This window comes from Paracoccus zhejiangensis (assembly GCF_002847445.1).
In the GTDB taxonomy this organism is placed as follows: Bacteria; Pseudomonadota; Alphaproteobacteria; order Rhodobacterales; family Rhodobacteraceae; genus Paracoccus; species Paracoccus zhejiangensis.
In genome coordinates, this window is record NZ_CP025430.1 from 3,827,678 (window position 1) to 3,849,782 (window position 22,105).

A 22,105-nucleotide genomic window follows, 5' to 3' on the forward strand; every position below is an offset into this window, starting at 1 on the left:
TTCAGTGTTTGACCTTGGTCTGATCCGGCATCCGCAGCAACTCGTCCATGCTGACCGCGTCCTGGCTTTCCAGCGCGGCAGTTGCGCGTTCGGGGCTGGCCACGCCCTCGCGCGCGAGCCGTTCGCGCAGGACCTGGATCTCGATGTCGAGATCCGAGCGCCCGCCCTCGATCAGCGCCTTGGTACGGGCGGTGAAGTTGCTTTCCAGATCAGTCAGCAGCGCCTCGTAATCGCCCCGCGCACGCGGGTCATGGGTCTGCGCATAAAGATCGGCAAAGCGCAGCGTCGCGTCGCGCGCGCCCATCAGGTAGACGCCCAGATAGCGCCGCGCCGCCGACAGGTCGTTCGGGTTCTGCTCGACCTGACGGAAAAGATCGTGGACGGTGGCCTCGAACATCGCCACCCGGGCCTCGAGCCGGCGTTCACCGGTGCGCAGGATCGCCGATTTCATCGCATCGAGATAGCGCTGCGCCTCGTCGACCATCTTGGCGACGCGGTCCTGTTGGAAGGTGTCGATGCCCTCCATGCCCTTGTCGCGCATGGGGTCGGGACCGAAGGACAGCCAATGCAGCACCGCGCCCGCCACGCCAATGAGCCCCGCCCCGGCAATGGCCGAGGGTTCGGCCGCGCCGACAGCAAGCCCCAGCCCGGTCAGGATGCCGCCGAAAAGCTTACGCGGGAAAGCCGGGCGTTTGGCGACGCGGCGGGCGTCATAGGCGGCTTCGGCCTGCAACCCCTCGCGCGTCATCCACCCCGCCGCCGCCATCATGCCGAAGGCGGCAAGGTCCGTGACCATGCCAACCGGCGCCTGAGAGAAGGCCGTCAGCAAAAAGGGCGTCGCCGCGATGGTGATCCATTTCGGCCGCCCTTCCAGCGCGTGCCGCATCGGGCCTGTGCTCAACGGCGCCTGCCTTGGGTCAGCGGCGCGATGATCGCGCCGGGTGCCATCCGGTGAAAACCGGCCGCCGAAACGCTGTGCCATGCCTTGTCCTCAGGCTGCGCCGGCCAGCGACGCGTAAAGCGTCAGCAGCACCAGCAAAGTGAAGGACAGCCGTTGCGTGGCCTTGCGGGACATCGAAACCCTTTCGCGGTTGCGTTTTCACCCCGGAACATAGGCAATGCCACGCCCCGGTGAAAGGGCAAGGGGCGAGAAAGGCCGGGAAGGGGAGGTGGAGCGGGTGATGGGAATCGAACCCACGTATTCAGCTTGGAAGGCTGCTGCTCTACCATTGAGCTACACCCGCGTCGAAAGGGGTATATGCGGCCCCGCGCGGCAGTTCAAGCTTATCCGGGCAGCGTGATCCCGCGCTTGGCCAACTCGGCGGCAAGGGCCGGGGCGTCGGTGAAATGGATCGCGTCCATACCGACCGCCCGCGCGCCCTTAACATTCGCCGCGCTGTCATCGATGAAGAGGCAGTCTGCCGGCGCGATGCCATTGCGGTCGGTCAGGGCCAGGTAGATCTCGGCATCGGGCTTCAGCATCTTCTCGATTCCCGAGACGACGATGTCCTCGAAAAGCGTGGTCAGCTGCGGATAGGTCGCAAGCGCGGCGGGCCAGTTGTCGGCGGACCAGTTGGTGATGGCGAACATCCGGTGCCCCGAGGCCTTGAGGCCCTCGGCGATCTGCCATGTGCCGGGGATCGGCTCGCGGATGGTGACCGGAAAGCCGGCCGTGTACCCTTCCAGCGGCGCTGCCGCCGTCTCGCCATGCGCGTCGCGGATCACCGCAAGCCCGTCGGCAATCGAGCGGCCGCCGTCCTGCGTGCGGTTCCAGTCATGGAAATCGATCCGCTCCAGCCAGTCGCGGGCCAGCTGCAGATCGTCGAAATGCGCGGCGAAGGCCAGTTCCGGCTGCCAGCCGATCAGCACATTGCCGAGGTCAAAGACGATATGCGGTGTCATGCGGGGCCTCCATCCGGTCGCTCGGGTCTTTCTGTCATGCGCGGCGGGCGGGGGGAAGGGCTTCGACCAATGGTGCATTGCCCTCGGCCGGCGGGCATCCTACCTGAAGGGGAAGGGAGAAGGTGACACGCATGGATATCCTGAACCAATCGGCCGCCGTCTCGCGCGATCCGCTGGCCGAGGCCGCAGCCGCGACCGGCGATGTGGCGCTGGCGATCATCACCGGGGTCGAAGGACCGTCCTATCGCCCGGTTGGCGCGGTCATGGCGGTGATCCCCGAGGGCGAGGATCACGGGCTGGTCGGCACGCTATCCTCGGGCTGCGTCGAGGCCGACATCGCCCATCACGCCCGGCAGGCGCTGGCCGAGGGGCGGCCGCGGTCCATCCGCTATGGCCGGGGTTCGCCCTTCATCGACATTCAATTGCCCTGCGGCGGCGGCTTGCAAATCCTTTTGCTGCCGCGACCCGACCGCGATCTGCTGCACGAGATCACCCGCCGCCGCGCCGCGCGGCAGGTCTGTGTACTGCGGATCGACACCGAAACCGGCGCGATCACCCTGCAGGACGATGGCCAGACCGGGTTCGACGGCAATGATTTCATCCTGCGGATCGAGCCGGAATTGCGCTTCCTCGTCTTCGGCAAGGGGCCCGAGGCCTTTACCTTCGCGGCGCTGACGCAATCGGTCGGCTATCCCAGCCTGCTCTTGTCGCCCGATCCCGAGACACTGGACAGCGCCGCCTCGGCGGGATGCCCCACGCGGCAGTTGGTGCGCCCCGGCTGGCCCGCCGATCTGATGGTGGATGGCTGGACCGCGATCCTGCTGTTCTTCCACGACCATGACTGGGAGCCGGTGATCCTGAAAGGCGCACTCGACACGCCCGCCTTCTATATCGGCTCACAGGGCAGCCAGCGCGCGGCGGCGACGCGGCGGCTGGCATTGGCGGAACTGGGCGTGCCCGAGGCGGCGATGGACCGGCTGCATGGGCCGGTGGGACTGATCCGCTCGGCCCGCGACGCGCGGACGCTGGCGGTCTCGGTTCTGGCCGAGGTGCTGGACATGGCGCGTGCCGCCGCGCCCTTGCGTGAATTCGCCTGACTACTCCGCCGCGATGGCCGGAGGCCGCTCCTGCGCCAGGATCGCCGCGATCTGCCCGCGGCAGGAGCCGCAATTCGTGCCGGCCCGCAGCGCCTGACCGATCTCGGCCACGCTCTGCGCCCGGCCCTCGCGAATGGCGGCGGTGATGGTGTTCACGCCCACATCGAAACAGGCGCAGACCAGCGCGCCGGGGTCGGGCATATCCGCGCCGGGACGCCCCGCGACCAGCGCAGGCGCGTCGCTGCCGATGCGGCGGGCGACGAAATCGCGAGACAGCGACACCGGTTCGGGGGCGATGAACAGCGCGGCGCGGGTGATGCCGTCCTGCAGCAGCGCGATGTGGTGCCGCCCGCGCGCCGGGTCGCTGACCATCTGCAGCTGCGCCTCGGGCAGATCGAAGAAGGCGCGGGCATAGGCCTCGGGATCGATGATCGGCGCGGCCCCGGCCAGTTCGGCCCGCATCCCGGCCTCGGTCCGCGCCAAGGCCCAATAATCGCAATCGGGGCGGAAACTCTGCGCCGCAACCGCAAAGCCGAACCATGCCGCGCGGAACGGGGCGACATGAACCAGCGCCTCCTTCAGCGCGGGCTGGCCAGAGACCGGATCGGTCGGCCCGGTCACCAGCGCGTCGATGCGTCCGGCGGCGGCGTTGCGACCTGACCAGTGGATCGGTGCGAAGACTTGTCCCGGCGTGACCCGGTCGGTGATGAGCACGCGCAGGATGGCGCTGCCATGACCGTTCGACAGTTGCGCCAGGCCGGCGGGGTTTAACCCGATCCGCGTGGCATCATCGGGATGCACCTCGAGGAAGGGCTCGGCGATATGGGCCGAGAGGCGCGGCGACAGGCCGGTGCGGGTCATCGAATGCCAATGGTCGCGGATGCGCCCGGTATTCAGGCGCAGGGTGCCGGGGCGGTGAGGGGCAGGGGCGGCGGGCGTTACCGGGACCATGCGCGCCTTTCCGTCCGGGGTGTGGAAGCGGCCATCGGTGAAGAAGCGTCCACCCCGCCGCGCGGGCGATTGGGGCCAGAGGGTCGGGGGCATCGTCTCGTAGTCGCCGGGACCGTCCGAGATGTCGAAATCCGAACCGAGTTGCCCGGCCATACCCGACAGCGCCGCATATTCGGCATGGATCTCGCTGGGGCTATTCCACGCGAAACTCGCACCCCAGCCCATGCGCTCGGCAACCTGTGAAATGATTTTCCAATCTGGCCGCGCCTCGCCCGGAGCTGCGCGAAAGGCCCGCTGACGGCTGATCCGGCGTTCGGAATTGGTGACGGTTCCGTCCTTCTCGCCCCAGGCGGCGGCGGGCAGCAGCACATCGGCCAGAAGGGTCGTGTCGGTCTCGGCCATCACGTCGCTGACCACGGTGAACTCGCAAGCGGCAATGGCGCGGGCCACGCGGTCGGCCTGCGGCATCGACATGGCGGGGTTGGTGGACATGATCCACAGCGCCTTGATCTTTCCGGCCTCCACCGCCTCGAACATCTCGACGGCCTTGAGGCCCGGGGCATCGGCCATGCGCGGGCTTTGCCAGAAGTCCTGAACGGCCTCACGATGGACGGGGTTCTCCAGCGCCAGATGGCAGGCCAGCATGTTCGCCAATCCGCCGACCTCGCGCCCGCCCATGGCATTGGGCTGGCCGGTGACGCTGAACGGTCCCATGCCGGGGCGACCGATGCGGCCCGTTGCCAGATGGCAGTTGAGGATCGCGTTCACCTTGTCGGTGCCGGTGGCGGACTGGTTGATGCCCTGCGAATAGACCGTCACCACCTTCTCGGTCCCGCACCACAGGTCGATGAACTGCGCGAGCAGGGCGGGGTCCAGCCCGGTCAGCGCCGGATCGCTGGCCGACGCCGTGGCAATGGCGGCAGCTGCGCCGGTGACGTGCTGCAGGAAGCCCGTATCGGTCAGTCCGCGCTCGGCCAGTGCCGCGAGGACAAGGTTGAACAACGCCGCATCCGAACCCGGCGCAATGGGCAGAAGCAGGTCGGCGATTTCGCAGGTGGCGGTGCGGCGGGGGTCGATGACCACCACGCGCATCTCGGGACGCGCAGACCGGGCGGCCAACAGTCGCTGATAGAGGACCGGGTGGCACCAGGCGAGATTGCTGCCGGTCAGCACCACCAGATCGGCCAGTTCCAGATCCTCGTAGAGGCCCGGCACCGTATCGCTGCCAAAGGCGCGGCGATGGCCAGCGACCGAGGAGGCCATGCAGAGCCGCGAATTGGTGTCGATATTGGCGCTGCCGATGAAGCCTTTCATCAGCTTGTTGGCGGCATAGTAATCCTCGGTCAGCAGTTGCCCCGAGACATAGAAACCCACGCTGTCGGGTCCGTGAAGGGCGATGGTTTCGGCAAAGCGGCGGGCGACGAGGTCCAGTGCCTCGTCCCACCCGGCCTCCTGCCCGGCGATACGGGGCGTCAGCAAGCGGCCCTCGAGCCCGATGGTCTCGGCCAGTGCCGATCCCTTGGAACAGAGCCGCCCGAAATTCGCCGGATGGTCGGGATCGCCGCTGACCGTGATCCCCTGATCGGTCCGGTTGACCAGCACCCCGCAGCCGACGCCGCAATAGGGACAGGTGGTGCGGATGGGGCTGGTCATGGGTTACTCCGCCGGGACAGCGATTGGCGTGACCGGGTCTTCCGCCGGGCGGGCGGGCGAGGTCTTGTGATGGGTGGCATAGATCATCGCGCCGACAAAGGTCAGCCCGCCGACCAGATTGCCCAGAACAGTCGGGATCTCGTTCCAGATCAGGTAATCGGCGATGGTGAAATTGCCGCCCAGCAGCAGGCCGGAGGGGAAGAGGAACATGTTCACGATGGAATGCTCGAATCCCATGTAGAAGAAGACGAGGATCGGCATCCACATGGCGATGACCTTGCCCGAAACGCTGGTCGACATCATCGCCGCCACCACGCCGGTCGAGACCATCCAGTTGCACATCACCGCGCGGATGAAGAGGGTCAGCATCCCCGCCGCGCCATGGGCAGCGTAACCCAGCGTCCGACCTTCGCCGATATGGCCGATCTGCTGGCCGACGGCATTCGGTTCCTCGGAAAAGCCGAAGGTGACGATGATCGCCATGAACAGGGCGACGGTCATCGCGCCAAGGAAATTTCCGGCAAAGACGAGCCCCCAGTTGCGCAGCATCCCGTTCAGGGTGACGCCGGGCCGGCGGTTCAGCAAGGCCAGCGGCACGAGGGTGAAAACCCCGGTCAGCAAATCGAAACCCAGCAGGTACAGCATACAAAAGCCGACCGGGAACAACAGCGCCCCGATCAACGGGTTGCCGGTGTTGACGGTGACGGTCACGGCGAAGGCCGCCGCCAGCGCGAGGATCGCGCCGGCCATGTAGGCGCGGATCAGCGTATCCTTGGTGGACATGAAGATCTTGGCCTCGCCCGCATCGATCATCTTCCTGGCGAAGTCTTGGGGGGTGACGTAGGACATGGGGGTTCCTTTCCTGCGATGTTATTCAGGCGGCGCTGCGCCGTGTCAGCATCTCTGCGCTGACTAGCACCCGCCCGCCCTCGACCCTTGCGGCATAGCTGCGCACGGATCCCTCGTCCGCGCCCTGCGCCTGACCGCTGTTCAGATCGAAGACCCAGTTGTGCAGCGGGCAGGTGATGGTGTGGCCGGCGACGATACCCTCGGACAGCGGGCCGCCCTTGTGCGGGCAGCGGTCGTCCAGCGCGAAGACGCGGTCGTCATGGGTGCGAAAGATCGCGATGCAGCCCGCGCCCGTGCGTAAGAGACGCGCACCCTGTTGGGGAATGTCACTCAGCGCGGCGATGTCCAGCCATTCGGTTGCTTGCGCCATCATTCGGCTGCCTCCAGTCGCAGATCGGCCAGCGGCGAAAATTCGTCGCGCGCGCCGGGTTTGGCATGTTCGGCCCAGGGGTCCTTGCGATAGACCGACTGGCTGAGTTCGAAACGTTCAACCAGCGCGCGGCGCTGATCCGGATCATCGACGACCTGCGCCTTGACCCAGTCGAGTCCGACCCTTGCGGTCCATTTCCACGCCCGATCGAGATAGCGGGCATTCTCGCGGTAAAGCTGGATGAAGGCGGTTATGATCTCGACCGCCTCGTCCTCGGTCGGAACGGTGACCAGAAGTTCGGTTTCCTTCACCTCCATCCCGGCGGCGCCCGAGACGCTGACCTGATAGCCGCTATCGACACAGACGACGCCCACATCCTTGCAGGTCGCCTCGGCGCAGTTGCGCGGGCAGCCCGAGACGCCCAGCTTGACCTTGTGCGGGGTCCAGCTGCCCCAGAGCAGCTTTTCCAGCCGGATGCCGAGGCCCGTCGAATCCTGCGTGCCGAAGCGGCAGAACTCGCTGCCTACGCAGGTTTTCACCGTCCGCAACCCCTTGGAATAGGCATGGCCCGAGACCATGCCGGCATCGTTCAGATCGGCCCACATGGCGGGCAGGTCCTCTTTCCGGACGCCCAGCAGGTCGATGCGCTGGCCGCCAGTGACCTTGACCATCGGCACGTTGTATTTCTCGGCGGCGTCGGCAATGGCGCGCAGTTCCGCCGGCGTGGTGACGCCGCCCCACATGCGCGGCACCACCGAATAGGTTCCGTCCTTTTGGATATTGGCGTGGTTGCGCTCGTTGACAAAGCGCGACTGGCGGTCGTCCTGATAGTCGAGAGGCCAGTCGGCCAGCAGGTAGAAGTTCAGCGCCGGGCGGCATTTGGCGCAGCCATCCGGCGTGGTCCAGCCGCATTCCTGCATGACGGCGGGCATGGATTTCAGCCCCTTGGCCTTGATCAGCCGGCGCACGTCCTCATGTGCCAGTTCGGTGCAACCGCACATGCCGGCAGGGGTGTCGACCACCTCGCCGCCAAGGGTCAGCGCCATGACCTGCTGCACCAGCCCGGTGCAGGTGCCGCAGGAGGCGCTGGCCTTGGTGGTGGCGCGCAGCTTGTCCAGCGTATCGGCACCGCCAAGGACGGCATCGACGATCCTGCCCTTGCAGACGCCGTTGCAGCCGCAGATCTCTGCGTCAGGCGGCAATGCTGCAACGGCCGCCATAGGGTCCACGGAGCCCCCGCCCTGAAAGGCCGGGCCAAAGATCAGCGTGTCGCGCATCTGGGATATGTCGGTCTGGTCCTTGATCAGACCGAAGAACCAGCTGCCATCCGCCGTGTCGCCATACATGACCGCGCCGACCAGCCGGTCGCCCTCGATCACCAGCCGTTTGTAGATGCCGCGGCCGGGGTCGCGGAAGACGATATCCTCGCGGGTCGGGCCATCGGCGAAATCGCCGGCGCTGAAGAGGTCGCAGCCGGTCACCTTCAGCTTGGTCGCGGTCTGCACCGGCTGGAAGGCCGAGGCCTCGCCCATCAGTGTCGCGGCCAGGACCTTCGCCTGATCGTAAAGCGGCGCGACGAGGCCGAAAAGCTGCTGGCGATGCTCGACGCATTCGCCAAGGGCAAAGACCGAGGGGTCCGAGGTCCGCAACTGGTCATCGACGGTAATCCCGCGCTCGACCTCCAGATGCGCATCGACGGCAAGGCGGGTCTCGGGGCGGATGCCCACGGCCATCACCACCAGATCGGCGCCATAGACGGTGCCATCTTCCAGCAGCACCGCCTCGGCATGGGTCTCGCCGAGAATGGCCTTGGTGGCGCCCTTGCAATGGACCTTGATGCCGCGTGCCTCCAGCGCCTTTTGCAGCAGGTAACCGGCCGAGGGGTCCAACTGGCGTTCCATCAGGTGGCCCATCAGGTGGATGACGGTCACCTTCATGCCGCGCATCTGCAGGCCCGCAGCGGCCTCGAGACCAAGTAGCCCGCCACCGATCACCACGGCTTCCGCACCAGGCTGGGCAGCGGCGATCATGGCGTTGGTGTCATGGAGATCGCGATAGGCGATGACGCCGGGCAGGTCGCGGCCCACCACCGGGATCATGAAGGGCGCGGAACCCGTGGCGATGACCAGCTTGTCATAGGGCACCGCGCCGTTCTGGCCGTGAACGATCCTGCGCTTGCGGTCGATGCCGGTGACATGCTCGCCAAAGCGGGTGGTGATGCCGCGCGACTGATACCAGTCCGCGTCATGGGTGACGATGTCCTCGTAGGTCTTTTCGCCCGACAGTACCGGCGACAGCATGATGCGGTTATAGTTCCCGCGTGGCTCGGCATTGAAGAGGGTGATCTGATAGGGCGCATTCGCATCGGTCAGATGCTCCAGCATCCGGCCCGAGGCCATGCCCGCGCCGATGACGACCAGCTTTTCCATCATGCGGCCTCCTTCTTGTGACCGTGTTCGTATTCCTCGAGGAAACCGATGATCTCCTCGCGATAGGCGTAGTAATCGGGGTGTTTCAGCAGCTCCTTGCGGCTGCGCGGGCGGGGCAGGCTCACCTCGGTGATCTTGCCGATGGTGGCCTCTGGCCCGTTGGTCATCATCACCACCCGGTCCGCCAGCAGGATCGCCTCGTCCACGTCATGGGTGACGCAGACGGCGGTGACCTTGGTCCGGTCCCAGACCTCCATCAGCACTTCCTGCAATTCCCAACGGGTCAGGCTGTCGAGCATGCCGAAGGGTTCATCGAGCAGCAGGAGTTTCGGCGAAAGGGCGAAGGCGCGGGCGATGCCGACGCGCTGGCGCATCCCGTTCGACATTTCCGAGGCGGGCCGGTGCATCGCGTCGCCCAGACCCACGCGCTCGAGGTAATATTCCACGACCTCCTGCCGCTCGGCGCGGCTGGCGGTCGGGTAGACGCGATCAACGCCGATGGCGACGTTTTCCCGCGCGGTCAGCCAGGGGAAGAGGCTGGGCGACTGGAAAACCACCGCACGCTCGGGGTCGGCGCCCTCGACATGGGTGCCGTCAAGGATGATCGCGCCCTTGCTGATCGGGTTCAGCCCCGCCGCCATGGTCAGCACCGTGGACTTGCCGCAGCCGGAATGGCCGATGAGGCTGACGAACTCGCCCTTTTTCAGCGTCAGGTTCACATCCTCGACCACGGTCAGCGGGCCCTTGGGGGTCGGATAGATCTTGTGCAGCTTCGAAAACTGCAGGTATCGCTCGTCCGCCCGCGCGGCGGCGGCCTTGGCATAGGCGCGCGGCAGGGCGTGCAGCGGGGTCACATTGGGCAGGTTGCGGCGCTGCTCGGCCGTGACCTGCGCGCCGGCGCGGATCAGGTGGCTGGTGATTTCGGACCGCAGGCTTTTGAAGGCGGGGTCGTGGTTCATCGCCGTGCGGTCGCGCGGGCGCGGCAGGTTGGTGCGGAACTCGGCGCCGATGCGACCGTCGGGATCGAGGCAGAGGATGCGGTCGGCCAGCACGATGGCCTCGTCCACGTCATTGGTGATCAGCACCACGGTCTTGCGGTCGGCCTGCCAGATCGCCTCGATCTCGTCGGCCAGATTGGCCCGGGTCAGCGCGTCCAGCGCCGACAGGGGTTCGTCGAGCAGCAGGATATCCGGGTCCATGGCCAGCGCGCGGGCGATGCCGACCCGCTGGCGCATCCCGCCCGACAGCTCCGCCGGGCGGCGGCTGGCGGCGTGGGACAGACCGACCATTGCGATGTATTTCGCCACGCGCGCGTCGATCTCGGCCCTGGTCAGCCGGGGCAGGGCGGCGCGGGTGGCCAGCGCGATATTGCCGGCAACGGTCAGCCAGGGCATCAGCGAATAGCTTTGAAACACCACCCCGCGCTCCGGCCCCGGCCCGGTGACCGGCTTGCCGCGAAAACTGACGCTGCCACTCGTGGGCAGTTCCAGCCCGGCCATCAGGCTGATCAGCGTGGTCTTGCCGGTGCCCGAGAAGCCGAGGATGGCGACGAATTCGCCCTCTGCCACGCTGAGGTTGATGCCGCTCAGCACCGGCTGATCGCCGTAGGACTTGCCGAGGGCTTTGAGGTCAAGGACGGTCATGGCTTACCTTTTGTCCGAGAAGGTAATGAGTTGCTGGATGGCGAACATCATCCGGTCCAGCAGGAAGCCGATCAGGCCGATGGTCAGCACCGCGACCATGATCCGGGCGAGGCTGTCGGAGGAGCCGTTCTGGAACTCGTCCCAGACGAACTTCCCGAGCCCGGGGTTCTGCGCCAGCATCTCGGCGGCGATCAGCACCATCCAGCCCACCCCGAGCGACAGGCGCAGCCCGGTGAAGATCAGTGGCAGGGCCGAGGGCAGCACCAGCCGGCGCACCTTGGTCAGCGGCGACAGCTTCAGCACCCGCCCCACATTCACCAGATCGCGGTCGATCGAGGCCACGCCAAGCGAGGTATTGATGAGCGTCGGCCAGAGCGAGCAGAGCGTGACGGTGATGGCCGAGACGATGAAGCTTTTCGCGAACAGCCCGTCCGAGCCCGAGGACAGCGCGCTGACCACCATGGTCACGATCGGCAGCCAGGCCAGCGGACTGACCGGCTTGAAGATCTGCACCAGCGGGTTGATCGCGGCATTGACCGTGGGCGACAACCCGGCGGCGATGCCAAGCGGAACCGCGATCATCGTGCCGATCAGGAAGCCCATGAAGACGGTTTTGATCGAGGTGGCGATCTGCTGGTAATAGGTCGGCTTGCCGGTATAGGCGCGTTCCTTGACCTTGTCGGCCTGCCCCTCGGCGACCAGTTGGGCATTGCGCTGATCCTGACGGTCGTTGAAGGCAGCTTCCTTCTCGCCTTCGCGAAGGGCGTCCTGATGCAGGGTCACGGCCTGCTGCCAGACCTGAACCGGACCCGGTACCGCGCCAAGCGAGGTCTGCACCTGCGGGGCGAGCGTCGCCCAGAGGATCAGGAAGGCGAGGATCGACAGGATCGGCACGAAAAGCGTGATCCAGAGCTGTTTCATCTGCGCGCGCGGGCTGTCGCCCATGATCGCGCGCAGAAGCGGCGTCATGAAGGGCAGGCCCAGCACCTTGAACCAGCCATCGGCCTTGCTGATGCGGCTCAGCGCGCGGGCGCGGCGGGGGCTGTCGAGACGGGTGGGATCGATGGCGGTCATGGCTCTCTTCTCCCTCAACCCTGAACGTCGCGGCCGATGACGCGCTGGTCGGCCTTCAGCCCGATGGGCAGGCTGTCCAGGTAGGCGTTCGGCGTGCGGCCGTCATAGGAGATGCCGTCGATGAACTCGGCCGTGGCGGGCTTGTAGCCGTCGCTGTCCCAGGGGAAGTCGGCTGCGTCGGCCAGCCCCTCGTCGACCAGCATCCGCGCGGCTTCCAGGTAGATCGCGGGCTTGTAGACCGCTGCCGCCGTTTCGGCATACCAGCCATCGGGCTGGGCGGCCTCGATCTGGCCCCAGCGGCGCATCTGGGTCAGCGTCCAGATGGCGTCGGAATAGAAGGGATAGGTGGCGTTGTAGCGGAAGAAGACGTTGAAATCGGGCACCGCGCGCCTGTCGCCCGGCTCGTATTCAAAGCTGCCGGTCATCGAATTGGCGATGACCTCGGCATCGGCACCGACATATTCGGACCGCGACAGGATCTCGACCGCCTCGGCGCGGTTGGCGTTGCCCTCGGCATCCAGCCATTCGGCGGCACGGATGAGCGCCTTGGTCAGCGCCAGCGTGGTGTTGGGGTTCGCCTCGACGAATTCCGCCGTCAGGCCAAAGACCTTTTCGGGATTGTTCTTCCAGATCTCGATATCGGTGATGACCGGAACGCCGATCCCCTTCAGCACCGCCTGCTGGTTCCACGGCTCGCCCACGGAATAGCCGTTGATCGTGCCGGCCTCGAGCGTGGCAGGCATCTGTGGCGGCGGTGTGACCGACAGGAAGGCATCGGCGCTGATCTGGCCCGAGACATCCTCTGGGCTGTAGAAGCCCGGGTTGATTCCGCCCGCCGCCAGCCAATAGCGCAGCTCGTAATTATGGGTCGAGACCGGAAAGACCATACCCATGTTGAAGATCTGGCCGCGCGCCCGGAAGTCCTCGATCACCGGCTTCAGCGCGGCGGCCGAGACCGGGTGTTCGGGCTTGCCATCTGCACCGACCGGGATCGCCGGCTTCATCGCCGCCCAGACCTCGTTGCTGACGGTGATGGCATTGCCGTTCAGGTCCATCGAGAAGGGGGTGACGATATGCGCCTTGGTGCCATAGCCGATGGTCGCGGCCAGCGGCTGCCCGGCCAGCATATGCGCGCCGTCAAGCTCGCCCGAGATTACCCGGTCCAGCAGCACCTTCCAGTTGGCCTGCGGCTCTAGCGTCACATACAGCCCCTCGTCCTCGAAGAAATGCTTCTCATAGGCGATGGCGAGGGGCGCCATGTCGGTCAGCTTGATGAAGCCGAGGGTCAGTTCGTCCTTCTCGACCTCCAGCATCTCGGCCAGCGCGGGGCTGGCAAGGGCAGTGCTGGCGAGAAGGATCGTGGCGAAGCGTGTCATGTCTGTTCCCATCCTGATGGGCCTAAAAAAGAAGCCGCCGAACCTTTGGCCGCGCGTAAGGGGGAGGAACGCGGTCAGGGATCGGCGGCTTTGCCTATGGCCCCGGTCGATGGGGTCGGGCGGAACGGCGCTGTTCCGTTACCCTGACAGTGCGGGCGGCAGCGCGAATCGCCAAGCGGCCGGCAAGGGGTGAATGCTGCGGTGCAGCGAATTGCCCGAAATCTGGTCAGTTATCGGCGGAAGGATCAAAAATCAGGCCGTCGAAGAACCGATTCTCGGACAGAATCAGTGAGGCGCGGGTCGCACCCACGGCTTGCGGTACCGGGCAGGCGCCTTCCAGTTTGGACGAGGCGGCGGGCAGAATCGCCAGATCGGCGAGGTGCTGGCGGTAAAGATCGCTGCGCCAGATCGCCTGCGCCGCCTCGGCGGCGCGGCGTAGGTCGAGGCCAAAGCGCCGGGCCATGCGGCCCGCGATCCATGCCGCCTGCGACCGCCAGGGGAAGTTCGCCGCGCCGTGATGAAACTCGAGCAGCGCGGGTGCGCGGATCAGCTCGCCACCGCGCCGGGTCAGCAATTGCCCGGTCAGCGCCCGGTCGATGATTTCGGGATCAACGCCGAGGCGGTCGGGTTCGGAGAGAATTTCGGAGGCGAGCGGCGCGTTCTGCGGCAGGGACAGCCATTGCCCGGCCCGCCAGACCGCCCGCATCAGCCGGCCAGTAAGATCGGCGTTCTCCTCGGCCCAGCCCGCACGGACGGCCAGCACCTTTTCGGGCGCCTGCGACCAGATCGCGGCACCGGGCAGGATCAGTTCCGCCGCACCCAGCTCCACCGCCTGCGAACCCCAGGGCTCGCCCACGCAGAAGGCCTCGATATCGCCCGCGCCGATGGCCGCGGCCATGTCAGGGGGCGGGACGGTGGCCAGCGTCACCTGCGGGCCGAGCCAGTAGCCCAGCAATTCGGCATGCATCGAGAAGGGGAAGGGGACGCCAAGGCGCAGACCGTCGGGGCGGGCGGAGCGCAGGGCCTGACTGGTCGCAACGGCATCGCCGAAGCCGAGATCGGGCCCCGCCGCGCGCATGTCGCGGGCGAGGTCGGGCGAAACGCCCACCACTTGCCCGTTCATCGATAGCACCATCAGCGTCTCGACCCCCGGGCCGGCCCCGCCCAGCCCCAGCGCGCGGGCGACCGGCATGGGTGACAGCATATGCGCGGCCTGCACTCGGCCCAGATCCAGGAGGTCGCGCAGCATCGACCAGTTGCCGGCGCGGTGCAGCACCAGGTCCAGCCGTTCCTGCGCGGCAAAGCCCATGTCGCGGGCGACGATCAGCGGCGCGGCATCGACCAGCGGCATGAAGCCGATCTCCAGCGCCGGGGTCACTGCAAAAGTTCCGAGGCGGTGACGATGGCGGCAGCCACGTCGGCGATCTTGCGGCCCCGCTCCATCGCCGCACGGCGCATCAGCGCATAGGCCTCGTCCTCGGAAATGCCGCGCGCGCGCATGAGGACGCCCTTGGCGCGGTCGATGATCTTGCGCTGTTCCAGCGCGGCGCGGGTTGCGTCAAGCTCGGTCCGCAGCTTCTGGAACATGTGGAACCGCGCCAGCGCGGCGTCCAGCACGGCGCGGATGCGATCGGGCCGGATGCCATCGACGACATAGGCGGAAACTCCGGCCTCGACGGCGGCACGGGTCAGGGCCGGATCGCTGCGATCGACGAACATGGCGACCGGCCGGTCGGCGGGCGAGGAGGCCAGCGTCAGTTCTTCCAGCGCATCGCGCGAGGGGTTGGCGAGGTCGATCAGCACCAGATCCGGGCCAAGCTCCTTGATCCGGCTGGCAAGGCGGGAATCCGAGGGCAGGACCATCACCTCGGTCTCGCCGGCCTGGCGCAGGGCATCGGTCAGCATGTCGGCCCGGGCGGGGTCGTGCTGGATGACAAGTATGCGCAGCGGCTGGGTCATGGCGCCAGAACGGTCCCTTGCGGTTGCAAGGTCAAGCATCACTGCAGGGCAGGATGCGGCGATGCAGCAAAATCATTCGTCTCCGGCCGCGTTTGCCGGGAAAACGGGCAGGGTTGGAACGGGCCGCGCCGATCCGGCGCGGCCCCGTGGGCTATTCCGCCGCCGCCGGGTGCAGGGGTTCGACCCGGACGGCCGAGAACTTGAACTCGGGGATCTTGCCATAGGGATCGACCGCCGGGTTGGTCAGGATGTTCGCCGCCGCCTCGACATAGGCGAAGGGAACGAAGACCATGTCCTCGGCCACCGCGCGGTCGGCGCGGGCCATGATGGTGATGCTGCCCCGGCGCGTGGTCAGGCGGATCAATTCGCCCGGCTCGACCCCCAGCCGGCGCAGGGTCTTCGGGTGCAGCGAGGCATTGGCCTCGGGTTCGACCCCGTCCAGAACCTTGGAGCGCCGGGTCATCGAGCCGGTATGCCAATGTTCGAGCTGCCGGCCCGTGGTCATGATCATCGGGAACTCGGCATCCGGCACCTCGTCCGGCGGCAGCACGGCGGCGGGGGTGAACTTGGCCCGGCCACCGGCACGCGGGAAGCCATCGCCAAAGACCACCGCCTGGCCCGGATCCTCGGGCGAGAGCGAGGGATAGGTGACGGTCTGCGTCTTCAGTCGGTCCCAGGTGATGTTGTCGAGGGACGGCATGGTCGCCGCCATCTCGTCATAGACCTGCGAGACATCGGTATAGGTCCAGTTCAGCCCCAGCCGCTGCGCCAGTTCGACGGTGACGCGCCAATCCTCGCGCGCCTCGCCGGGCGGCGGAAGGGCCGGGCGGACGCGCTGGACCTGCCGGTTGGTGTTGCTGACCGTGCCGTTCTTTTCATAGAGCGCCGAGGCCGGCAGGATCACATCGGCATAGTTCGCCGTCTCGGTCAGGAAGATGTCCTGCACCACCAGATGTTCCAGCCGCGCCAGTGCCGCGCGGGCATGGTCGAGGTCGGGGTCGGACATGGCCGGGTTCTCGCCCTGGATATACATGCCCTTGATGTTGCGCTCGTAGACCTGATCGATGATCTCGGTCACGGTCAGGCCGCGCTTGTCCGACCAGTCCTCGGCCCAGCCCTCCTGATCGCCCCAGATGCCGATGACATGGTCGCGATAGGTGGTGTTCTCGACCGGGCGGTAATCGGGCAGGAACATCGGGATCAACCCGGCATCCGAGGCGCCCTGCACGTTGTTCTGGCCGCGCAGCGGGTGCAGCCCGGTCCCCGGCCGCCCGACCTGTCCGCACATCAGCGCAAGGCTGATGAGGCAGCGGGAATTGTCGGTGCCGTGGATATGCTGGGAAACCCCCATCCCCCAGAAGATCATCGCCGCCTTGGCGCCGGCGAAGGTGCGGGCCACGTCGCGCAGTACCTCGGGTTCGATGCCGCAGATCTCGGCCATGGCCTCGGGCGAGAAGCCCTTCAGGTGCTCCTTTTCGGCCTCCCAGTTCTCGGTATAGGCTTGGATATACTGCTCGTCATACAGCCCCTCCTCGACGATCACATGCATGATCGCGTTCAGCATCGACACGTCGGCGCCGGGACGGAATTGCAGCATGTGGCTGGCATGGCGTCGCAGCCCGACGCCGCGCGGGTCCATGACGATCAGCTTGCCGCCGCGCTTGGTGAACTGCTTGAAGAAGGTCGCGGCGACGGGGTGGTTCTCGACCGGGTTCGCGCCGATGACGATGGCGACATCGGCATTCTCGATCTCGTTGAAGGTCGCCGTGACCGCGCCCGAGCCGACATTCTCGATCAGTGCCGCGACCGAGGAGGCGTGACACAGCCGGGTGCAGTGATCGACATTGTTGTGACGGAAGGCCTGCCGGATCAGCTTCTGAAACAGATAGGCTTCCTCGTTGGTGCACTTGGCGCTGCCAAAGCCAGCAACCGCCCGCCCGCCATGGGCCTGACGCAGCTTCGCCAGCCCGCCGGCGGCAAAGGCCATGGCCTCGTCCCAGTCCGCCTCGCGGAAATGCGTCTGCCAGTTCAGCGGGTCGACGTTCAGCCCCTTTTCCGGCGCATCGGCGCGGCGGATCAGCGGCTTGGTCAGCCGGTGGCCGTGGTGGATATAGTCATAGCCAAAGCGGCCCTTGACGCAGAGCCGGTTCTCGTTGGCCGGGCCGTTCAGGCCCTGCACATATCTCACCTCGCCATCCTTGACCTTCAGGCTCAGCTTGCAGCCGACGCCGCAGAAGGGGCAGACGGTTTCGGTCTCGCTGTCGAAATCGGCGCGGTCGCCCACCTGTTCGGCGTTCAGCACGCTCGCCGGCATCAGCGCGCCGGTGGGGCAGGCCTGCACGCATTCGCCGCAGGCGACGCAGGTCGAATCCCCCATCGGGTCGTCCATGTCGAAGACCGGATAGGCATGGTGGCCACGGAAGGCCATGCCGATCACGTCATTCACCTGCACCTCGCGGCAGGCGCGGACGCAAAGCCCGCACTGGATGCAGGCGTCGAGGTTCACCGTCATCGCCACGTGGCTGGCATCGGTGGGCGGCACGGCAGCAGCGTTCATCTTGGGAAAGCGGCTGGTCTCGATGCCGTTTTCCGCCGCCATCTCCCAGAAGGGCGCCGCCTTGTCATGCGAGATGTCATGCGGCGGCTGGTCGGTCAGCAGAAGCTCCATCACCATCCGGCGCGAGGCTTGCGCCCGGTCGCTGGCGGTCTTGACCACCATGCCGGCGGTCGGCGTGCGGATGCACGAGGCGGCCAGCGTGCGCTCGCCCTCGATCTCGACCATGCAGGCGCGGCAATTGCCGTCGGGGCGATAGCCGGGGGCGGGTTTCAGGCAGAGATGCGGGATCTTCAGCCCGCGGCCATTTGCGACCTCCCAGATGGTCTGGCCGGGTTCGGCGGTGACGTCCTGCCCGTCGAGGGTGAAACGGATGGCTTCGGTCATGTCACACCTCGTCCGGGAAATGTTTCATCGTCAGCAGGAAGGGGTTCGGCGCCGCCTGCCCAAGCCCGCAGATGCTGGCATCGATCATCACCGCCGCCAGTTCCTTCAGCAGCGGCTGGTCCCAGTGATCGGCCTGCATCAGCTTCACCGCCTTCTCGCAGCCGACCCGGCAAGGGGTGCATTGGCCGCAGCTTTCATCCTCGAAGAAGCGCAGCATGTTCAGCGCCGCCGCCCTTGCGCTGTCCTGGTCGGACAGAACCACCACGGCGGCCGAGCCGATGAAGCTGCCATGCGGTTGCAGCATGTCGAAATCCATCGGGATATCCGCCATGCTGGCCGGCAGAAGCCCCGAAGACGGCCCGCCCGGCTGATAGGCCTTGAAGCGATGCCCCTCGGCCATGCCGCCCGCTGCCGCGATGATGTCGGTGATGGTCGAGCCTGCCGGCAGCAGGTAGACACCGGGCTGTGCCACGCGGCCCGAGACGGAAAAGCTGCGCAGCCCCTTGCGACCGTTCTTCTCGGTGCCGTTCAGCACCTCCGGCCCCTCGCGGCAGATGCGGGCGATCCAGTAGAGCGTTTCGACATTATGAACCAGCGTTGGCCGGTCGAAGATGCCAACCTGCGCGACGAAGGGCGGGCGGTTCCGGGGGATGCCGCGCTTGCCCTCGATCGATTCGATCATGGCGCTTTCCTCGCCGCAGATATAGGCGCCGGCGCCCCGGCGCAGGTCGATATAGCCGGGCGCAGCGATACCCGCAGCTTCCAGCGCAGCGATCTCGCGGCGCAGGATCTCCAGCACCGCCGGGTATTCGTCGCGCATGTAGAGATAGACGCGCTCGGCCTCGACCGCCCAAGCGGCGATCAGCATCCCTTCGAGGAAGAGATGCGGCGTGCGTTCAAGGTAATGGCGGTCCTTGATCGTCCCCGGCTCACCCTCGTCGCCATTCACCGCCATCAGCCGGGGGCCGGGATTGGCGCGGACGAAGCCCCATTTCTTGCCCGAGGGGAAACCCGCGCCACCGAGGCCGCGCAGCCCGGCATCCAGCAGGCTCTGCTGCACCTCTTCCCAGTTTCCACCCTTGCGCAACCGCTCGAGCGCCGTATAGCCGCCGCCGACGCGATAGGTGTCGAGCGGTTCGTAATCCGGGATATGGGCATGGGTGTCACCCGCCGCGATGGCGGCGTGGACCTTGTCGGGCGTGGCATGGTCGATATGGTTGTGGCCCAGTTCCAGCACCGGCGCGGTGTCGCAGCGGCCCATGCAGGGCGCCCGCAACACGCGGACCTCGGCCGGATCAAGCCCGCCCTCCAGTGCCGCGCGCAGGGCCTCGGCCCCCGCCAACTCGCAGCTGAGGCTGTCGCAGACGCGGATGGTCAGGGCGGGCGGCGGGGTCTCGCCCTCTTTCACCACGTCGAAATGGGCATAGAAGGTGGCGACCTCGTAGACCTCGGCCATCGCCAGCCGCATCTCGTCGGCCAAGGCGCGCAGGTGGCCGGAGGAGAGGCAGCCGTAGCTGTCCTGAACCCGGTGCAGATACTCGATCAGCAGGTCGCGGCGGCGCGGGCCATCGCCCAGCAGCGCCCGCACCTCGGCCAAGGCATGATCGTCGAGCTGCCGGCCCTTCGGCGTGTGCCGCCCCTTGCCGCGACCGGATTTCCAGACGCCCTTCGGTTGGTCCAAAGCCATTCTTCCCCCCTCGCTGGCCAGCGCCTCCCGCGCCGGCTGGCATATGAGCATCTGATCACCATGGCCGCCGCGCGTCCAGCCCGGGGCGGTACCCGAAGCCGTGATCGCGGACACCCTTTCGCAGAACCACGCCCGCAAGGCGCGCGTGGGCTTGTTCGGCATCACCATCAGGCCCGCTCGGCGGAATGGACCGTTCAGATGCGACCGTTGCGGGCGGCAAGCGGCAGGGGATCGGCGGGGGCCGGTTGTCAGAACTTAAGGGAAATAATATTTCACCTGCGTGAACTGATCAAGCCCATGATCGACTTGGTCGCATCAAGGATCGGCGTGGCGATGGCATCGGCGCGGTTGGCCCCGTCGCCCAGGATGCGGTCGATCTCGGCGGGGTCGGCCATGAACTGGTTCATCCGCGTGGTGATCGGCGACAGGGCGGCCACGGCGACCTCGGCCAGCGCCGGCTTGAACGCGCCAAAACCCTGACCCTCGAACCGGGCCAGCACCTGGTCCGGCGTCTCGTCCGACAGCGCGGCATAGATGTTGACCAGATTGCGCGCCTCGGGCCGGTCCTTCAGCCCGTCCATGTTGCCCGGCAGCGGCTCGGCATCGGTGCGGGCCTTGCGGATCTTCTGGGCGATGGCATCGGCATCGTCGGTCAGGTTGATGCGGCTCGCATCCGAGGGGTCGGATTTCGACATCTTCTTCGAACCATCGCGCAGCGACATGACGCGCGTGGCCACCCCCTCGATCAGCGGTTCGGTGATCGGAAAGAAGTCGCTGCCGTAGTCGTGGTTGAACTTGGCCGCGATGTCGCGGGTCAGTTCCAGATGCTGCTTCTGGTCATCGCCCACTGGAACCGCGGTGGCGTGATAGGTCAGGATGTCGGCGGCCATCAGCGCCGGATAGGCCAGAAGGCCAAGACTGGCATTCTCGCTGTTCTTGCCGGCCTTGTCCTTGAACTGGGTCATCCGGTACATCCAGCCGACCCGCGCCACAGTGTTGAACAGCCACGCCATTTCCGCATGGGCCGAGACCTGGCTCTGGTTGAAGAGGATCGAGCGCGCGGGATCGACGCCCGCCGCCATGAAGGCCGCCGCCGCCTCGCGGGTCTGGTGGCGCAGGGTTTCAGGTTCCTGCCAGACGGTGATCGCGTGCAGGTCGACGACGCAATAGATCGTCTCGATCCCGGTTTCCTGCAGCGAGACGAAACGCTTCAGCGCGCCGAGGTAATTCCCCAGCGTCAAACCACCCGAGGGCTGGATGCCGGAGAAGATGCGGGGCGTATGGGTCGTGGTCATGGCTCAAGCCTGCTTGGAATTCGCTTCGCTTTCGCTTAGCCCTTGCCCGCCGGCTTCGCAACCACGGGAGAGTTCCATGCGCCACGGGCTGAATGAATCGCCGATCAACCAGTTGCCCTGGGTGGTCTGGGTGCTGGCCCTGCCGATGATCGCGGGCGAGCTGGTCTTCGGCTTGGGCCAATACGGGCTGATCGGCGGGCAGCAGGGGATTGCCCTGCGCATGAACGCCATCGAGTGGTCGGCTTTCGTGCCAGAGTTCATCGAGCGGATGCTGGCCATCGGCGCGGTGGATTTCGGCCATCTCTACCGGATCGTGACCTATCCCTTCGTCCATTACAGCTTCACCCATGCGCTGTTCGTGGTGGTCTTCACGCTGGCCTTGGGGAACATGGTCGCCGCCAATTTCCGCCCCGTCGCGGTGCTGGCGCTGTTCTTCGGCTCGGCCATTGGCGGGGCACTGGTTTATACCGGTTTTGCCATGGCCTACGAAGGCCGCGTCGGGCCGCTGATCGGTGGTTATCCGGCGGTCTATGGGCTGGTCGGGGCCTTTACCTTCCTCTTGTGGACCCGGCTGGCGGCGGTTCATGCCAACCGAATGCGGGCCTTTACGCTGATCGGGATGCTGCTTCTGTTCCAGCTGGTCTTCGGGCTTCTCTTCGGCAATGCCGGATATGGCTGGATCGCGGAACTGGCGGGCTTTGCCTGTGGTTTCGGGCTCAGCTTCCTGCTGGTCGATGGCGGCATGTCGCGGGCGTTGCGGCAATTGCGGCAGCGGTGAGGGAACAAGCTGATCCGGGTCCGTTGTAGGGTGGGTTTTCAACCCACCACGATCCGCCGCAATGGTGGGGTGAAACCCCACCCTACACTTGCTGCGTGATT

Annotated in this window: 16 protein-coding genes and 1 tRNA gene; 2 read left to right on the plus strand and 15 right to left on the minus strand. The window is 66.5% G+C overall.

Annotation, left to right across the window (positions count from 1 at the left end; all coding sequences use genetic code 11):
* Position 1: 1 nt before the first annotated feature.
* The 3 genes from CX676_RS18640 to CX676_RS18650 all read right to left on the minus strand — a co-directional run bounded on the left by CX676_RS18640 (position 2) and on the right by CX676_RS18650 (position 1,902).
* A complete protein-coding gene (locus CX676_RS18640) occupies positions 2–982 on the minus strand; it encodes a 5-bromo-4-chloroindolyl phosphate hydrolysis family protein (RefSeq protein ID WP_101753908.1) in 981 nt (326 codons plus the stop codon).
* 188 nt (positions 983–1,170) lie between these two features.
* Positions 1,171–1,244: transfer RNA gene (locus CX676_RS18645), tRNA-Gly, on the minus strand.
* Between the two features lie 40 nt (positions 1,245–1,284).
* Positions 1,285–1,902 carry an HAD family hydrolase gene (locus CX676_RS18650; protein WP_101753909.1) on the minus strand — a complete coding sequence of 206 codons (618 nt, stop codon included), beginning with the start codon at positions 1,900–1,902 and terminating at the stop codon, positions 1,285–1,287.
* A 131-nt stretch (positions 1,903–2,033) separates the two neighbouring features.
* Between CX676_RS18650 and CX676_RS18655 the strand changes: the two genes are divergently transcribed.
* Positions 2,034–2,999, plus strand: a complete 966-nt coding sequence (locus tag CX676_RS18655; RefSeq protein WP_101753910.1) for an XdhC family protein — start codon at positions 2,034–2,036, stop codon at positions 2,997–2,999.
* Here the strand turns inward: CX676_RS18655 and CX676_RS18660 are convergent, their stop codons facing one another.
* From CX676_RS18660 to trpS, 12 genes are all read right to left on the minus strand, one after another.
* Positions 3,000–5,603 (minus strand): nitrate reductase, encoded by a 2,604-nt coding sequence (locus tag CX676_RS18660; protein ID WP_101753911.1) that lies wholly within the window; start codon positions 5,601–5,603, stop codon positions 3,000–3,002.
* A 3-nt stretch (positions 5,604–5,606) separates the two neighbouring features.
* A complete protein-coding gene (locus CX676_RS18665; protein ID WP_101753912.1) occupies positions 5,607–6,452 on the minus strand; it encodes a formate/nitrite transporter family protein in 846 nt (281 codons plus the stop codon).
* A 25-nt stretch (positions 6,453–6,477) separates the two neighbouring features.
* On the minus strand, positions 6,478–6,825 hold the full coding sequence (gene nirD, locus CX676_RS18670; protein WP_232816529.1) for a nitrite reductase small subunit NirD: 348 nt from the start codon (positions 6,823–6,825) through the stop codon (positions 6,478–6,480).
* Positions 6,822–9,254, minus strand: coding sequence for a nitrite reductase large subunit NirB (nirB, locus tag CX676_RS18675; protein WP_198590241.1), 2,433 nt, complete (start codon positions 9,252–9,254; stop codon positions 6,822–6,824). Before nirB ends, nirD begins: the two co-directional genes overlap by 4 nt.
* Positions 9,251–10,894 carry an ABC transporter ATP-binding protein gene (locus tag CX676_RS18680; RefSeq protein ID WP_101753914.1) on the minus strand — a complete coding sequence of 548 codons (1,644 nt, stop codon included), beginning with the start codon at positions 10,892–10,894 and terminating at the stop codon, positions 9,251–9,253. The genes nirB and CX676_RS18680 overlap by 4 nt, the downstream gene beginning before the upstream one ends.
* Before the next feature lie 3 nt (positions 10,895–10,897).
* Positions 10,898–11,968 carry an ABC transporter permease gene (locus CX676_RS18685; protein ID WP_101753915.1) on the minus strand — a complete coding sequence of 357 codons (1,071 nt, stop codon included), beginning with the start codon at positions 11,966–11,968 and terminating at the stop codon, positions 10,898–10,900.
* A gap of 14 nt (positions 11,969–11,982) precedes the next feature.
* Positions 11,983–13,344, minus strand: coding sequence for a CmpA/NrtA family ABC transporter substrate-binding protein (locus tag CX676_RS18690; RefSeq protein WP_101753916.1), 1,362 nt, complete (start codon positions 13,342–13,344; stop codon positions 11,983–11,985).
* Between the two features lie 226 nt (positions 13,345–13,570).
* Positions 13,571–14,722 (minus strand): CmpA/NrtA family ABC transporter substrate-binding protein, encoded by a 1,152-nt coding sequence (locus CX676_RS18695; RefSeq protein ID WP_232816530.1) that lies wholly within the window; start codon positions 14,720–14,722, stop codon positions 13,571–13,573.
* Positions 14,719–15,303, minus strand: a complete 585-nt coding sequence (locus CX676_RS18700) for an ANTAR domain-containing response regulator (RefSeq protein WP_101753917.1) — start codon at positions 15,301–15,303, stop codon at positions 14,719–14,721. Before CX676_RS18700 ends, CX676_RS18695 begins: the two co-directional genes overlap by 4 nt.
* Before the next feature lie 151 nt (positions 15,304–15,454).
* A complete protein-coding gene (gene fdhF, locus CX676_RS18705) occupies positions 15,455–18,244 on the minus strand; it encodes a formate dehydrogenase subunit alpha (protein WP_101753918.1) in 2,790 nt (929 codons plus the stop codon).
* Position 18,245: 1 nt separating this feature from the next.
* Positions 18,246–19,931 carry an NAD(P)H-dependent oxidoreductase subunit E gene (locus CX676_RS18710; protein ID WP_101754441.1) on the minus strand — a complete coding sequence of 562 codons (1,686 nt, stop codon included), beginning with the start codon at positions 19,929–19,931 and terminating at the stop codon, positions 18,246–18,248.
* A gap of 272 nt (positions 19,932–20,203) precedes the next feature.
* Positions 20,204–21,226, minus strand: coding sequence for a tryptophan--tRNA ligase (gene trpS / locus CX676_RS18715; protein WP_101753919.1), 1,023 nt, complete (start codon positions 21,224–21,226; stop codon positions 20,204–20,206).
* 76 nt (positions 21,227–21,302) lie between these two features.
* Here trpS and CX676_RS18720 point away from each other — a divergent pair, with 76 nt between their 5' ends.
* Positions 21,303–22,004, plus strand: a complete 702-nt coding sequence (locus CX676_RS18720) for a rhomboid family intramembrane serine protease (protein WP_101753920.1) — start codon at positions 21,303–21,305, stop codon at positions 22,002–22,004.
* The last annotated feature ends 101 nt before the right edge of the window (positions 22,005–22,105 follow it).

Coding starts and splice junctions, on each gene's coding strand:
- CX676_RS18640 (WP_101753908.1), bottom strand. CDS start 982: ATGGCACAGCGTTTCGGCGGCCGGTTTTCACCGGATGGCACCCGGCGC.
- CX676_RS18650 (WP_101753909.1), bottom strand. CDS start 1,902: ATGACACCGCATATCGTCTTTGACCTCGGCAATGTGCTGATCGGCTGG.
- CX676_RS18655 (WP_101753910.1), top strand. CDS start 2,034: ATGGATATCCTGAACCAATCGGCCGCCGTCTCGCGCGATCCGCTGGCC.
- CX676_RS18660 (WP_101753911.1), bottom strand. CDS start 5,603: ATGACCAGCCCCATCCGCACCACCTGTCCCTATTGCGGCGTCGGCTGC.
- CX676_RS18665 (WP_101753912.1), bottom strand. CDS start 6,452: ATGTCCTACGTCACCCCCCAAGACTTCGCCAGGAAGATGATCGATGCG.
- nirD (WP_232816529.1), bottom strand. CDS start 6,825: ATGATGGCGCAAGCAACCGAATGGCTGGACATCGCCGCGCTGAGTGAC.
- nirB (WP_198590241.1), bottom strand. CDS start 9,254: ATGATGGAAAAGCTGGTCGTCATCGGCGCGGGCATGGCCTCGGGCCGG.
- CX676_RS18680 (WP_101753914.1), bottom strand. CDS start 10,894: ATGACCGTCCTTGACCTCAAAGCCCTCGGCAAGTCCTACGGCGATCAG.
- CX676_RS18685 (WP_101753915.1), bottom strand. CDS start 11,968: ATGACCGCCATCGATCCCACCCGTCTCGACAGCCCCCGCCGCGCCCGC.
- CX676_RS18690 (WP_101753916.1), bottom strand. CDS start 13,344: ATGACACGCTTCGCCACGATCCTTCTCGCCAGCACTGCCCTTGCCAGC.
- CX676_RS18700 (WP_101753917.1), bottom strand. CDS start 15,303: ATGACCCAGCCGCTGCGCATACTTGTCATCCAGCACGACCCCGCCCGG.
- fdhF (WP_101753918.1), bottom strand. CDS start 18,244: ATGACCGAAGCCATCCGTTTCACCCTCGACGGGCAGGACGTCACCGCC.
- CX676_RS18710 (WP_101754441.1), bottom strand. CDS start 19,931: ATGGCTTTGGACCAACCGAAGGGCGTCTGGAAATCCGGTCGCGGCAAG.
- trpS (WP_101753919.1), bottom strand. CDS start 21,226: ATGACCACGACCCATACGCCCCGCATCTTCTCCGGCATCCAGCCCTCG.
- CX676_RS18720 (WP_101753920.1), top strand. CDS start 21,303: ATGCGCCACGGGCTGAATGAATCGCCGATCAACCAGTTGCCCTGGGTG.